The following is a 14,044-nucleotide window of genomic DNA, read 5'->3' on the forward strand; positions in this document are numbered from 1 at the left end:
GAACGACGGATAATGTCTTGCGATTGATAAGCCATAATTCGTCTCCGTTACGCCTTTTCCACGTTCACGAGGAAAGCCTTGAACTCCGGCGTCTGCGTGTTCGCATCACCGACAAACGGCGTCAGGGTATTGGCGATAAACCCTTTCTTCGCCACGCCTTCGTAGCCCCAGTGAATCGGAATACCGATAGTATCGATATCCTTACCGTCCGCTTTCAGCGTGCGAATACGCTTGGTCACCACCGCCTTGGCTTTGATATAACCGCGGTTAGAGGAGACCTTCACGGTATCGCCATGGGCGATGCCGAGCTTGTTGGCCAGCTTCTCGCCGATCTCCACGAACTGTTCCGGCTGCGCGATGGCGTTAAGCAGCGCGTGCTTGGTCCAGTAGTGGAAGTGCTCGGTCAGACGGTAAGTGGTGCCGACGTAAGGGAATTTATCCGCTTTGCCCATCTGCTCAAGGTCGCCTTTAAAGACGCGCGCGGCCGGGTTCGAGACCACGTTCGGGTGCAGCGGGTTAGTGCCCAGCGGCGTTTCAAACGGCTCGTAGTGTTCCGGGAACGGCCCTTCCGCCATCTTATCGATAGCGAACAGACGCCCCATTCCTTCCGGCTGCATGATAAACGGCCCGACATCGCTGTCCGGCGCCGCGGCGCTGTAGTCCGCAATATCCACGCCGCCCCACTTCGCGCCATCCCATTTCAGGAGCTGGCGCTTCGGATCCCACGGTTTACCCGCCGGGTCCGCGGAGGCGCGGTTATACAGAATGCGGCGGTTGAGCGGCCACGCCCATGCCCAGCCCAGCGTATTGCCCAGGCCCGACGGGTCGGCGTTATCGCGACGCGCCATCTGGTTGCCGTCCGGCGTCCAGCTACCGGCGAAGATCCAACAGCCGCTGGAGGTGGTGCCGTCATCGCGCAGCTGTGCAAACGAGCTGAGCTGCTGGCCTTTCTTGACGATCACCGCCCCGGTTGCCGGGTCGGTAATATCTGCCAGCGCCTTACCGTTGCTTTCCATCGCGACTTCTTCTGATGCCGGTTCATGCGGTGTGGCGTAGTTCCACGTCATGTTCAGCACCGGTTCCGGCGCCGGTCCGCCCTGTTCGGCGTACATCTTGCGCAGGCGTAAGAAGATGCCGGCGAGGATCTCACCGTCGGTGGTCGCAATCCCCGGGGCGTCCGCGCCTTTCCAGTGCCACTGCAGCCAGCGGCCGGAGTTGACGATAGAACCGTTCTCTTCGGCGAAGCAGGTGGACGGCAGGCGGAACACTTCGGTCTGGATTTTCGTCGGATCGACGTCGTTCGACTCCCCGTGGTTTTGCCAGAAAGTGGAGGTTTCGGTGTTGAGCGGGTCGATGGTCACCAGGAACTTCAGCTTCGACAGCGACGCGACAACCTTGTTTTTGTTCGGGAACGACGCTACCGGGTTGAAGCCCTGGCAGATATAGCCGTTCACTTTACCCTGGTTCATCATCTCGAAGTATTGCAGGACGTCGTAGCCCTTATCCCACTTCGGCAGCCAGTCAAAGCCCCAGCTGTTTTCCGCCGTCGCTTTATCGCCAAAGAAGGCCTTCATCATCGAGACGAAGAATTTCGGGTAGTTACCCCAGTAGTTCACCTGGCCCTTCAACAGCGGTTTCGGCGTGTTGGCGGCGAGGTAGGTTTGCAGGTCAGTCTGTTTCTCGCTCGGCAGCGTCATATAGCCTGGCAGGCTCTGCGACAGCAGTCCCAGGTCGGTGAGACCCTGAATATTGGAGTGGCCGCGCAGGGCGTTTACGCCGCCGCCCGCCATGCCCATATTGCCGAGCAGCAGCTGGATCATCGCCATGGTGCGGATGTTCTGCGCGCCGATGGAGTGCTGCGTCCAGCCCAGCGCGTACAGGAACGACGCGGTTTTATCGTGCGCGCTGGTTTCCGCGATGTATTCGCAGACTTTGAGGAAGTCGGCTTTTGGCGTCCCGCAGATGTTTTCGACAACTTCCGGCGTATAGCGGGAAACGTGCTGCTTCAGCAGGTTCCAGACGCAGCGCGGATGCTGCAGCGTGGTATCGCGTTTGGCAAAGCCGTTTTCATCCAGCTCATAGTTCCAGGACGTTTTATCGTACTTGCGGGCTTCGGCGTCGTAGCCGCTGAACAGACCGTCTTCAAAGCTGTAATCCTCACGCACGATCAGGCTGGCGTTGGTGTAAGCCTCGGTATATTCACGGTTAATTTTTTCGTTGTTCAACAGGTACAGGATAACGCCTGACAGGAAGGTAATGTCAGTACCGGAACGAATTGGGGTATAGAAATCAGCCACCGCCGCGGTACGCGTAAAGCGCGGATCGATCACAATCAGCTTCGCGCCGTTGTGAATCTTGGCTTCCATCGCCCAGCGGAACCCAACCGGGTGTGCTTCAGCGGCGTTGCCGCCCATCACCACCACGAGATTGGCGTTCTTGATGTCGACCCAGTGGTTGGTCATCGCACCGCGACCAAATGTTGGAGCAAGACTTGCTACCGTTGGTCCGTGTCAGACGCGCGCCTGGTTGTCGACCGCGAGCATACCGAGCGCGCGGGTAAATTTCTGGGTTAAATAACCGGTTTCGTTACTGGAGGCGGAGGCGCACAGCATACCGGTGGTCAGCCAGCGGTTGACGGTAATGCCTTCGCTATTCTGCGCGACAAAGTTGGCGTCGCGGTCTTCTTTCATCAGCTTAGCGATACGGTCGAACGCTTCATCCCAGCTGATTTGCTGCCATTTATCAGAGCCTGGCGCGCGGTATTCCGGGAATTTCAGACGGCTTTCGGAGTGGATAAAGTCCACCAGACCGGCCCCTTTAGGGCAGAGCGCACCACGGTTGACCGGGTGGTCCGGGTCACCTTCGATATGGAAGATAGACGCTTTGGCGTTTTTCGCGCCGTCGCCGAGGCTGTACATCAACAGCCCACAGCCGACGGAACAGTAAGTGCAGGTGTTACGGGTTTCGCGGGTGCGCAGCAGCTTATACTGCCGTGTTTCCGCGAGCGCTAAACCGGGCGCAAAGCCCAGCGCCGCTGCCGTGGTTCCTGCCATACCGCCAGCGCAGATCTTAAAGAACTGCCTTCTGCTGACCTGCATGGTTCGCTCCTTGTTTCGACATTGTCACATATAGTTATTTGCTTTGCGGTAAGGGCCGCAAAGGTTCAGAATTAGGGGTAATTTCCCTCGTTCCCGAAGGGATATAAACAGAATACCACATTGTGTGTATGCCTGTTCCAATACGGTTAAGACAAAGTGAACAAGAAGCCTCTTGAACAAATCGAAAATGTGACAGATATCACAGGTTATCGCCAGGTATCGCTCTGGAAGCGCCAAAATTTGCAACATCCTCAGCCAGACGAGTTAGCTGAAGAGGTACCCGTTGCGCTGGTCTATAACGGCATCTCGCACGTGGTGATGATGGCGACGCCGAAAGACCTGGCGCAGTTCGCCGTGGGCTTTTCCTTATCCGAAGGGATTATCGAAAACCGGGGCGAGATTTATGGTATGGACGTCCTTCAGGCCTGTAACGGCCTTGAAGTGCAAATCGAACTCTCCAGCCGCCGCTTTATGGGGCTGAAAGAGCGCCGTCGCGCGCTGGCCGGGCGCACCGGCTGCGGCGTATGCGGCGTTGAGCAGCTCAACGATATCGGCAAGCCCGTGCAGCCGCTGCCTTTTACCCAGACGTTCGATCTGGCGAATCTCGATCGCGCGCTGGCGCACCTGCATGATTTTCAGCCGATAGGCCGCCTTACTGGCTGTACTCACGCCGCGGCCTGGGTGCGCCCTTCCGGGGATCTCGCGGGCGGTCACGAAGACGTTGGTCGCCACGTGGCGCTGGACAAACTCCTGGGACACCGAGCGGAGTCAGATGGCGCCTGGCAGAACGGCGCGGCACTCGTCTCCAGCCGAGCCAGCTATGAGATGGTGCAAAAGGCGGCCATGTGCGGGGTGGAAATCCTTTTTGCGGTCTCTGCCGCTACCACGCTGGCGGTTGACGTCGCCGAGCGCTGCAACCTGACGCTGGTGGGATTCTGCAAGCCGGGCAGGGCGACCGTTTACACGCATCCGCAGCGGTTAATCGCGGGTTAAATTTAAGTCAATTTTTTTGAATGATGACAACAAATCCTTCCGCTTTTTGTTTGGCGATGTGCGAGCTACTATTTATCACATCAAGGCACGGCGCCTTATTCAAACAACTAACGTAAAGGGTTTATATCATGAAAAGCATCAAAACTTTTGTCGCAGTTATCGCTCTGGCCGCTTCTTTTGGTTCCTTCGCTGCGGAAACCGTGACCGCAACCGCCGCCACGATGGACGGTGCAGAAGCGAAAATCGCCGCTCAGGCCCAGGCCGCAGGCGCATCGTCTTACAAAATTACCGAAGCGTTTACCGGTAACCGCGTGCACATGACTGCGGAACTGAATAAATAAGCGTAAAGCTACTGTCGAAAGAGCGCCCAAGGGGCGCTTTTTTTGTGTCTACAGAAATATTTATTTCATTGTTAATTAAGTGTTTTTATTCGATGGTCCGCTTATTGCAACGCGATGAACAGTCGACAATAAAAGGTCCCCGCTATGCCGCTGTTCTATCAAAACCCCGTGATTCATGCCGATTATGCCGATCCCGATGTCATTCGCACAGGCGATGATTTCTGGATGGTGGCTTCCAGTTTCCATCAATTGCCCGGCTTACCGCTTCTCCACTCACGCGATCTCATCCATTGGCAAATCGTTAACCATATTGTTAAACGCCTGCCTTCGCCGGAATATGACAGCGTTCAGCCGGGAAAGGGGATTTGGGCGCCCTCCATTCGTTTTCATGATGGCCAGTTTTGGGTTTTCTACAGTTTGCCCGACGAGGGTATTTTTGTTTCCCACGCCCGGGATCCGTTAGGCGAGTGGAGCGAACCCTATTGTCTGAACGCCTCCCCCGGCTGGATAGACCCTTGTCCGTTCTGGGACGATGATGGGCGAGCCTGGCTGATTCACGCCTTTGCTTTTAGCCGCAGCGGGGTGAAAAATAAGCTCCAGCTTTTTGAAATGGCGCCGGATGCATCCCGGCTGTTGGATAACGGCCGGATCGTTGTTGACGGAACGCCCTCGCATCCCACTCTGGAAGGCCCCAAGCTGTATAAGCGTAACGGCGAATACTGGATATTCGCCCCGGCCGGCGGCGTCAAGCGAGGCTGGCAAACGGTCATGCGCGCCCCGACGCTATCTGGTCCATGGCAAAGTCGCGATGTCCTGCACCAGGGGAATTCGCCGATAAATGGTCCTCATCAGGGGGCATGGGTTGAACTGGAGAATGGTGAAAACTGGTTTTTCCACTTTCAGGACAAAGGCGTGTATGGCCGGATAGTGCATCTTCAGCCGCTTTGCTGGGGCGCTGACGGCTGGCCGCAAATTGGCCAGAGGCTTAATGACACCGGTAAAGGCCAGCCCGTCAGCCTGCATCGTTTACCCGCATTGCCCGTTGCGCCGTGCTGTTTACAGACCAGCGACGATTTCCGGCACGGCCAGCCCGGTGTTCAATGGCAATGGCAGGCAAACCCCCAGCGCCACTGGCTCACGCCTCATCAGCAAGGGCTACGCTTGCGCTGCGCGCTAACCTCAGGCGATATCAGCCTGTATCGCTTACCTCAACTGCTGCTGCAAAAGTTTCCCGCTGAACGTTTTGACGTGCAGACCGCGGTTGAACCGATGTTTTCTCAGGATGGCGATGAAGCGGGGATCGCGATTTACGGTCAGCGCTTTGCCGCACTGTGCGTAACGTACCGCGCGGCGAATTTGCAGCTCGCGCTATGCCACGGATGGATAGACGATCGCGGTGAAACGCATCAACAATCCATCGGACTTGAGGAGGTCACCGGTTGCAAGGAGATTGAGCTAGGGTTTCAGGTGGACTATGACGGGGTGGTCCATTTTCGTTATCGGCTTGCGCAGCGTGAATGGCGGCAGGTGACGCCGCAGTTTTCCGCCGGGGCGGGAAAATGGATCGGCGCGCGTATGGGTATTTATGCCCGTGGCGAGCGTGAAAACGTCAAAGGCAGCGCCATATTCTCACCGTTTATCGTGCGTTTGCAGTAAGCCCCGCGGGCGACCCCAGAAGGGCAGCGAAGCTGCCCTTTACGGCGTTTAATCGAAGTAATAGCGAATGCCGAGGCGGAATCGCACCTGATCGTCGTGATTCTGATCCTGATCGAGCCAGGCGACTTCCGCATAGGGGAGCCAGTGTTTATCGACGCGGTAGCGCGCCACAATACTTGGCTCCCAGTGAGTTTTCTGCCCGTTAGAGGCATTGAAGTCGTTTGTGTTGACAAAGAACTCCGGGTTGAGCTGGAGCCACAGTTTCTCGGTCGCCTGGTAATTAAGGTACAGGTCAAACTGATGGCTGTCGTTATAATCCATATAGCCGTTGTAATCGCGATCTTTATGGGTCATATGGTTATAGCGATAGCGGCTGCTAAAACTTAAGGTTTTACTGATTTTATAATCGAGACTGATATAAGGAGCCAGCTTTGTTCCTTTATTATCAATATCGGTTAATCCGCCCGGCGTCAGCGTCCATTTTTCATTAAGCGGGATCGGATACCAGCCTTCAAACTCCTGGAACGAGCTTTTCATTTGATTAAAATCTTGTCCGAGGTCATACATTGCTGAGGCCAGCACCCCTGCGCCATTATCAAATATATGACCAAGGCCAATTTTATACTGATTTTTCTCCGAAGCCGTAGTATGCGCGTAGCGATTATCAACCCAGGTTGCCGCGGCAAACGTATTTAGTGTAAAGCAGGACAGCGGTATGCCGATTAAAAGCGTGCGTAATATTTTCATTTTTATTCCTGTAGGATTTATAGAATACCATCATTTCGATAAAGCAATAAAAGACACTTATTAAATAGCAATTGCTGTGCCAGAATATAAAATCATTAAAATACATGGAGTTGTTTTTTATGTGTTGAGTATTGATTCGACACTGGTTGGTTTTTTATTTGCGTCGATACACATCACGAGTAAGAGGACGGCTCCCTTTTATTAAAGGGAGCCAGGGGAAGCGTTAAATTATGCCAATACCCGCAGCGGCAAAGCCAAAGACAATCAGCATAATTAATACCTTATTCGGGCTAACCTTTTTATTCAGTAGCTTCAGGCAGCCCAGGACTAAAAGCAGAGGAATTAAGCCAACGCAAATTTTGTCGAGGATCTCTTGCAGCACAAAGGGCTGTCCGGCGATGGTGGTTTTAAAGGTAGTGGTGAATTTCACCATGCTGGCGCTCATCGCCCCCACCATCATTAACCCCATAATCGACGAGGCTTTCGTTATACAGCTCAGCAGTCCCGACTGCGTCGCTTCGGCGATATATTTCGAGCCTAAGCGGTAGCCCATCACGCCGCCGTAATAGCGCAGCAGATAGCTGGGAATATTGTAAATCAGCAGGAACAGCAGCGGCCCAAGCGGATTGCCCTGCGACGCCAGGCCAATAGCGATCCCGGTGGCGATAATACGCAGCACGCCGTAGAAAAATGAATCGCCTACCCCGGCAAATGGCCCCATTAAGGCCACTTTGATGCCGTTAATACTCGAAGTATCAAAGTTCGGGTTGGCGGCGTTCTCCTTTTCCATCGACAGCGTCAGGCCCATAATAAAGGGCGCCAGATGCTGGTTGGTATTGAAGAACTGGCTGTTTCGCTTAAGCGATTCAAGATAACGGTGCGGGTCGTTGGCGTAGATTTTCTTCAGCATCGGCGCCAGCGCCCAGCCGTAGCTTAATCCCTCCATGCGGGTGAAGTTCATCGACCCCAGCAGCGGAAACTGGCGGATAAAAAGCTGACGGAAAAGCTTTTTCTCGCTTTTATCATCGGCGTAAGCGCTAACGCCAGGTGTCTGGATATCAGTCATTGAAGAACCCATCCTTATCGTCGACTGAAGCGGGCGCAGCCGCCGTTGCCGTTTGTTTATTCGCTTTAAGTTGATTGAATTCGTTAAAGCACAGATAGACCGCTACCGAGGCCGCGATAATCGCGATCCCCATAATCGGCAGCTGCAAATAAGCCGCCATCGCAAAACCGATAAAAAAGAAGGCGGCAATATTACGATTCCACAGCGCCTTCAGCAGAATGGCGAACCCGAGAGCCGGGAGAATGCCGCCAACCGCCGTCATGCCGCGCATGACCGTACCCGGAATGCTCTCGACCAGGCTGCGGATGACCTCGGTGCCGAAGAGCACGCCAAAAAAGGCGATCAGGGCGAAGGGGATGCCGTAAAAGAAGGTCATACCGAGCGTCAGACCCAGCGCCGCACGGTCACGCCCTTGTTCCAGTAGCGCATCGTATTTTTCAACCAGAGCGGTATAGACCAGCTTCAGCACCTGATAAACAAACACCGCCAGCAGGCTGATCGGCAGCGCCAGCGCAACGGCCACCGGCGGTTCGGCGTGGGTCAGGATCGTAAAAGCGGTTGCCAGCACCGAACCCACCGCCAGATCGGCAGGAACCGAGCCGCCGATGGTGATGGTGCCAAGGAAAATCAGCTCCAGCGTGGCGCCGATGATAATCCCCTGCTGCAAATCTCCCAGCACCAGACCCACCAGCGCGCCGCAGATGAGCGGACGTTCGATCAGCGGTTGGCCCAGCGTATGGTCGGCGGTTTTCACCAGAAACATAATGACAGCAACAAGAATTGCGGAAGTTAACATAGCGACCTCGTTTAGCTGGCGGCGTTGCCCAGCATCTCAATCAGGTTTTTTACCGGATGAGAAGGCAGGACCTGGTATTCAACGGCAACGCCGCGGTTGGCGATGGCGTGGAAATCCGCCACATCTTCCGGCGTCACGTAGACGGTATCGCTAATGCGCTTTTTCGCCGCCAGATTGTCGGTGATGCGCCCGAAGTTAGCGACGTTTAACGTTTTTATTCCCGGCACCTGCTCGACAAGCCGACGGGCGTCGGCGGCGTTGTTAACGATCACCATAATTTTCATGGCTTCCGAACGCGGGTCGTTAAGCACATCGCCCGCATCCTTTACCGCCATGATGGCGCACTTTGCGGTATCGGGAGCCGCCATGCGCAGCGACATTTTCTGCACTTCGTTATTCACGATCTGGTCATTGGCGACCAGGATGCGGTTCACGCCCAGATGCTTGGTCCATACCACGGCAACCTGTCCGTGGATTAAACGATCGTCAATACGTACTAAAGAAATCATGGTGTAGCTCCAGTTAGCAAAAGTAGGGTGTCCAGACGCGGGAAAGGCGAACCAGGGCTTCGAAATAGAAGTAATCGCCCCAGAGGTTAGGTTCGTTAATGCCCATATTGCGGCCAAAGTTATAAACGCCTTCGCGCAGCAGGCCGTCCTGCGCGTGGGCAAAGTAGCGCTCGCGTAAATTGCGCATCATCAGTTCAATAGCGTTGCCGTAGGCCGGACGCAGCGGGTCGGTGAGGGGTAATAGCTTCAGCAGTTCCGCCAGTCCGCAGGCCGCGATCGCCGCCGCAGAGGTATCCCGGTACTGGTTATCTTCGGCAGTAAAAATCAGATCCCAATAGCAGACAAAATCTTCCGGCAGGCGGTTAAGAAAATAGTGCGTCAGGCGGCGAGAGAGCTCGGGCTGCCAGGCATCGCCGGTGTGGGTATATCCCAGCGCAAAACCGTAAATTCCCCAGGCCTGACCGCGCGACCAGCAGGAGCTATCGCTGAACCCCTGGTGCGTATCCCCGCGTAGCGGCTTGCCGTTATGAACATCCATATAGAACGTATGAAAAGTAGAGGCGTCCTCACGCACCAGATAGCGTGCGGCCTGCGCCAGATGACGGCTGGCGGCCTCGCGCCACCGTGGGTTACCGGTTTCGTTGGCGGCCCAAAACAGCAGCGGAACATTGAGGTTGCAGTCGATGATCATTCGCCCCTGACGCGCCGGGTCGTTTAAATCTCCCCACGCCTGAATCACGCCCGCCGTGGCGTGGAAGCGGCGATAAAGCAGTTCGGCCGCGCGCAGGGCGAGTTCGCGGGCGCGCAGGTTGCCGGTGAGTTTCCAGGCGTTAACGCAGGAGAGCAGATAGAGGAAGCCGAGGTCGTGAGTATCAACCTTGATTTCCTTATCGAGCCGCTCTTCAAAACTATCGAGCAGGCTTTCCGCTACCGCCCGATATTTTTCGTCGCCGGTGACCTCCCAGGCAAGCCACAGCATGCCGGTCCAGAATCCCTCGGTCCAGTCGACTCTTTCAACGCTTTCATAGCGGCCATGGCTGGCGCTGGCGGCAGGAAAGGTTGCCGTAAAGCGCGGCAGCATGGCGTCAAGCCGGATCAGGACGTCGCCGATGGCCCCGTCAAGCCAGGCACGATCCAGCCCCGGCTGCGGTAAGAAGTAGCGGCTATCAAGCGCTTCAAGTGCGATAGTCACAGGCTGTCCTCCCCGGCAAAGAAATCATCAATATTGTCCTGCGTTTTATGCTGTGTCGCCTGGCGCGCCGCCATGATTTCCGGCAGCAGATTCATGTACTGCATTGCTCCGCTGGCGGCGGCAAATGCGTCCTGGAGCCGCTGGGCGGTATCGGTGTGTTCCGACATGCAAAACTCCATCAACATAATCAGACTGGCGCCGCTGATAACGTGCGCGTGAGGGTATTTGACCATCATCTGTACGGCGGTATTGTTGACGCTGCCGCCGGGCATATCGGTAAACAGCACCAGCTCATTGCCGCGACCGGCTGCCAGCCGGGCGATAGCGTCAAAGCGGGTGGCCAGTTCAGCCGTCGAACCAATTTCGCCGCAGTAGGCGCAGACGGGCGTGACGCCATGATCGTCGCCAATCAGCAGATTTAATGCTGAGACAATCCCTTCGGCATAGCGGCCATGAGTTGCGATGTACATCTCTCGCATTTGCGTTCCTTAATATGTTCTGGGTAGCTGAGGGAGATTTAGCAATCACCGTGCCATGTTTTTATCTTTATGTTTTTAAACGATAAAATAGTTTTTCTGGACGCTGTTTTCAGTGTTGAAAAGGCGAGGTTCGGCAGTGTCGAGCGCGCGGCCAGACGACGCCGACCGCGGAGGGTTAATGTTCAGGGGCAAAGGCGATCCATGGCTCCATGATTTCATAAATCATCAGCACTTCAGTGAGCGGCAGGGTGATATTGTATTTGCGGTTCAGGGCCTGGAAAAAAGTGTCATGGACGGCGACAAAGGCCTGCTGTTCAAGCGTCAGCGCAGTTTCTTCGCGATGGCGTACGCCGTTATTCACCATCACCCGTTCGATCATCAGCGCGATATGCATAAACAGATTGATGCGCAGATAGCTTTCAAAATGGATTTTGTAGAAGGATTCATACTGTTTAATGACCGCTTCAACTTCATCAATGATTACCACCGGATTGAGGAAATTAAGCCGGCTGGCGACGCCTTCGACCGTGAATAGCTTGACCACTTCATCAATCATGGGCTCCAGACCGCCTTCCATTAGCAGCCCGTTGAAATAATCACGTTTTAACACCTGCGTCTTTTCTTTAATCAGCTGCTCTACGCTAAGTAGCGGAATATACCCGGCTTCCAGATCGGTAGTCGTAATGATCAGCCGCGTACCGTTCAGCGCCGGATCGGCGTGGGCGATTTTCCATTTCAGATCGTCATACTCCATCGTAATGATATCGATCTCCTCCTGGGCCAGGAAACGCTGGACGATATCTTTCAGCTTGCGGGAGATCCCTTCGCCGGAGATGCAGGAGATAATGATTTTATTGCCCGGCAACACGCCCGCGTAGTAGCGCGTTTCCACCTCATACGCTCCTTTGGCGCTCTCAATAATCGCCTCCATCGACAGCTTGTCCTGGATTTTGGCCGCAATATCCAGCGCCATGGCCGTGCTGACGTTGTTGATAACCAACAGCTCGCCGTGCAGATGGAGCTTAATCTCTTCGTAAATCTCTTTTAGCGACCCCATATCCACCAGAATAATCAGCCCCGCCCCCTGCTTAAGACGGGAAACATGGGCGATCAGCAGGTCGATAATCTCCCTGGTCGACGTCGCGTTCGCCATGTCGAAGGCTTTAAAGTAGTAGCCGCCGGTCAGTTGGTTGGCGATACCGGCAATGCTCGACGCGGTGGCGCGGCCGTGGGAAACGATAATCCCCAGAATCGGATCGTCTTCGCCGGCGAGAGTATGAAAAGCGCAGCTTAGCAGGGGCAGCAGCAGGGGCAGCGGCTGCCGGGTGACATGTTTGCTCAGCAAAGCGAGACACTCCTCGGCCAGCAGCCGCGCCTTCGCGGAGACATAGTCGGAAATGGTTTGCAGTTCGCTTGCATTGGCCGTCTCCTCAGCGTCATGGAGCGCGTAGCTGACGCAGAGCCAGACCGCCTTGCGGATCTCCTGGCTACAGGAGATGCCGGTCAAACTCTCCAGTTCGTCGAGAGCGTGAACGGTGTTCTGCCAGATATAGCCCCTGTACAGCGCCTCGGCGGCAACCGCGCCGCTGACGGTGGTCAGCAGCTGTTCCATTTTGCGATTCAGCAGCAGCACGTTACCGCTGTGGCAAAAGTCGCGAAAAATCACCTCATCGCGCATCGCCTTTGGCAGAAACTGGCTGGCGCACAGCGCGTCATTATCCGCATTAGCGGCAATACGGATTATTTCGCCGCCGGACGCCGGGCCGCGTAGCGTAATAACCTCGGCCTCGCGATTATCGCTCCAGGCGCTGGCGCACATCACTTTAATCTGGTTTTTTAACTCCCCGATATTGCCGCGCACCGGTGAGGCGACCAGCTGATGCATCAGCTGATTATCGAGATGGATATCCCGACGCAGGCTGTGCGCTTCTTGATGCAAAAAGTGGCTGACCTGCGCGACGCGCTCGGTAAGCGGACGCGAAATATAGTTTGGCAGCGTGACGCGCACCGGAATACGGCGACGGAAGGTGTTGAGCAGGACGGTGTCGATATTTTCCGTTGTGGCGAAGATAAAGCGCAGCGACGCCGGATGGCGCGTACGGTTATCGCCAAGGCGGTAGAAATACCCCTTGTCCATAAACAGAAATAGCTTTTCCTGGTTCTCTGCCGAGAGGCGATGAACCTCGTCGAGGAACAGAAACCCGCCATCGGCATCATCAAAGGCGCCGCGTTTTTCGCGGTCGGCTCCGGTGAAAGCGCCCCGGATATAGCCGAAAAGGGTCGCCGAAAGCAGCTCCGGGTTATTGGCGTAGTCGGCGCAGTTAAGCTCAACGAAAGGTTTGTCTGCTGCGATAACGCCGCGTTCGAGGGCATACTGATAAATTAGCGTCGCCAGGTGGCTTTTGCCGACGCCACTCTCTCCGGAGAGCAGGATAGGCAAGCCGTCACCGGGGTAGTCCACCGCTGAGCGGCACAGCGCGACGGCTTCGGCCAGACTGCCGTGTGCGCCAATCAACGGCTGAAAGGCGTCGTGCTTTTTCGACACTATGAGTGATGCCTGAACGCTTTCCTTACCGTTGGTCTGTACAAAGAAGCGCACCGGCCGGGTATTTTCTTTACTCAGATGGCCGTCATCGCACAGCCTGTTAAGGTAATGGCTGATAACGCTGCGGTTAACCTGCATAAAGTCCGCACAGTCCTGAGCCGTGAATCCCGCGGGTTTATGCGCATAATGAGTCACTATTTTCTGGAATAACTTTTCTTTTGCCGACAGCGCCATTTTTCAATGTCCTGGGTAGAGTAGAAAATAGCGTCGATTTTATTTAGACACTAGACACTACTATTTTTATTAGACACTGAGTACTTTCTACGCCATTAGATAAAAATGAAACTACGTTTTGATTAGAATGTGATGAAGATCGCCACCGATTTGATGGGGTGTAAAAGCTGGCGCCCCGCCCGCAAGCGGCCGAAGAACCGGGCAGCCTGAACGGGGCGATAAACGCGCCGTGAACCTTCCTGACGTAAAAAAATGCGCTATTTATCACATTTCTGCTTTTTCATTATCGCTGGGCTTAAAGATGAAAAGGGGCAGCCCGCCGGCGAAATTATCTCCTCAAGTAACCTAATGATATAAAAGAAAATAAAAACGTAACTGTTAAGACGAG

General features: G+C 55.0%; 11 protein-coding genes. 3 read left to right on the forward strand and 8 right to left on the reverse strand.

Annotated elements, in window-relative coordinates; all coding sequences use genetic code 11:
• Positions 1 to 47: 47 nt before the first annotated feature.
• A complete protein-coding gene (fdnG, locus tag CMQ96_RS24855; RefSeq protein WP_098067489.1) occupies positions 48 to 3,098 on the reverse strand; it encodes a formate dehydrogenase-N subunit alpha in 3,051 nt (1,016 codons plus the stop codon).
• A 156-nt stretch (positions 3,099 to 3,254) separates the two neighbouring features.
• On the opposite strand from fdnG, the gene fdhD reads away from it, so the two are divergent.
• The 3 genes from fdhD (at position 3,255) to CMQ96_RS24870 (ending at position 6,088) form a co-directional block, all read left to right on the forward strand.
• Positions 3,255 to 4,091 (forward strand): formate dehydrogenase accessory sulfurtransferase FdhD, encoded by an 837-nt coding sequence (gene fdhD, locus CMQ96_RS24860; RefSeq protein WP_098067490.1) that lies wholly within the window; start codon positions 3,255 to 3,257, stop codon positions 4,089 to 4,091.
• Positions 4,092 to 4,219: 128 nt separating this feature from the next.
• Positions 4,220 to 4,432: a YdgH/BhsA/McbA-like domain containing protein gene (locus CMQ96_RS24865; protein ID WP_004127125.1), complete on the forward strand. Its 213-nt coding sequence runs from the start codon at positions 4,220 to 4,222 to the stop codon at positions 4,430 to 4,432.
• A 144-nt stretch (positions 4,433 to 4,576) separates the two neighbouring features.
• Entirely contained in the window at positions 4,577 to 6,088 is a 1,512-nt protein-coding gene (locus CMQ96_RS24870; RefSeq protein WP_098067491.1) for a glycoside hydrolase 43 family protein, read from the forward strand.
• A gap of 48 nt (positions 6,089 to 6,136) precedes the next feature.
• Here the strand turns inward: CMQ96_RS24870 and CMQ96_RS24875 are convergent, their stop codons facing one another.
• From CMQ96_RS24875 to CMQ96_RS24905, 7 genes are all read right to left on the reverse strand, one after another.
• A complete protein-coding gene (locus CMQ96_RS24875; protein ID WP_049088281.1) occupies positions 6,137 to 6,835 on the reverse strand; it encodes an oligogalacturonate-specific porin KdgM family protein in 699 nt (232 codons plus the stop codon).
• A gap of 223 nt (positions 6,836 to 7,058) precedes the next feature.
• The gene (locus CMQ96_RS24880) at positions 7,059 to 7,901 is read right to left on the reverse strand and encodes a PTS system mannose/fructose/sorbose family transporter subunit IID (protein ID WP_024360602.1); all 843 of its coding nucleotides are present in this window, start codon (positions 7,899 to 7,901) and stop codon (positions 7,059 to 7,061) included.
• Positions 7,894 to 8,697 (reverse strand): PTS sugar transporter subunit IIC, encoded by an 804-nt coding sequence (locus CMQ96_RS24885; protein WP_004132855.1) that lies wholly within the window; start codon positions 8,695 to 8,697, stop codon positions 7,894 to 7,896. Before CMQ96_RS24885 ends, CMQ96_RS24880 begins: the two co-directional genes overlap by 8 nt.
• Positions 8,698 to 8,708: 11 nt before the next feature.
• Positions 8,709 to 9,206 (reverse strand): PTS sugar transporter subunit IIB, encoded by a 498-nt coding sequence (locus CMQ96_RS24890; protein ID WP_049085939.1) that lies wholly within the window; start codon positions 9,204 to 9,206, stop codon positions 8,709 to 8,711.
• 13 nt (positions 9,207 to 9,219) lie between these two features.
• Positions 9,220 to 10,398: a glycoside hydrolase family 88 protein gene (locus tag CMQ96_RS24895; protein WP_064342036.1), complete on the reverse strand. Its 1,179-nt coding sequence runs from the start codon at positions 10,396 to 10,398 to the stop codon at positions 9,220 to 9,222.
• Entirely contained in the window at positions 10,395 to 10,877 is a 483-nt protein-coding gene (locus CMQ96_RS24900; RefSeq protein WP_098067492.1) for a PTS sugar transporter subunit IIA, read from the reverse strand. Before CMQ96_RS24900 ends, CMQ96_RS24895 begins: the two co-directional genes overlap by 4 nt.
• A 175-nt stretch (positions 10,878 to 11,052) precedes the next feature.
• On the reverse strand, positions 11,053 to 13,656 hold the full coding sequence (locus CMQ96_RS24905; RefSeq protein ID WP_098067493.1) for a sigma 54-interacting transcriptional regulator: 2,604 nt from the start codon (positions 13,654 to 13,656) through the stop codon (positions 11,053 to 11,055).
• Positions 13,657 to 14,044: the final 388 nt, after the last annotated feature.

The sequence above is a fragment of the Klebsiella sp. MBT K-1 genome (genome assembly GCF_002556465.1).
GTDB lineage: Bacteria > Pseudomonadota > Gammaproteobacteria > Enterobacterales > Enterobacteriaceae > Klebsiella > Klebsiella grimontii.

Coding starts and splice junctions, on each gene's coding strand:
- CMQ96_RS24865 (WP_004127125.1), top strand. CDS start 4,220: ATGAAAAGCATCAAAACTTTTGTCGCAGTTATCGCTCTGGCCGCTTCT.
- CMQ96_RS24870 (WP_098067491.1), top strand. CDS start 4,577: ATGCCGCTGTTCTATCAAAACCCCGTGATTCATGCCGATTATGCCGAT.
- CMQ96_RS24875 (WP_049088281.1), bottom strand. CDS start 6,835: ATGAAAATATTACGCACGCTTTTAATCGGCATACCGCTGTCCTGCTTT.
- CMQ96_RS24880 (WP_024360602.1), bottom strand. CDS start 7,901: ATGACTGATATCCAGACACCTGGCGTTAGCGCTTACGCCGATGATAAA.
- CMQ96_RS24885 (WP_004132855.1), bottom strand. CDS start 8,697: ATGTTAACTTCCGCAATTCTTGTTGCTGTCATTATGTTTCTGGTGAAA.
- CMQ96_RS24890 (WP_049085939.1), bottom strand. CDS start 9,206: ATGATTTCTTTAGTACGTATTGACGATCGTTTAATCCACGGACAGGTT.
- CMQ96_RS24900 (WP_098067492.1), bottom strand. CDS start 10,877: ATGCGAGAGATGTACATCGCAACTCATGGCCGCTATGCCGAAGGGATT.
- CMQ96_RS24905 (WP_098067493.1), bottom strand. CDS start 13,656: ATGGCGCTGTCGGCAAAAGAAAAGTTATTCCAGAAAATAGTGACTCAT.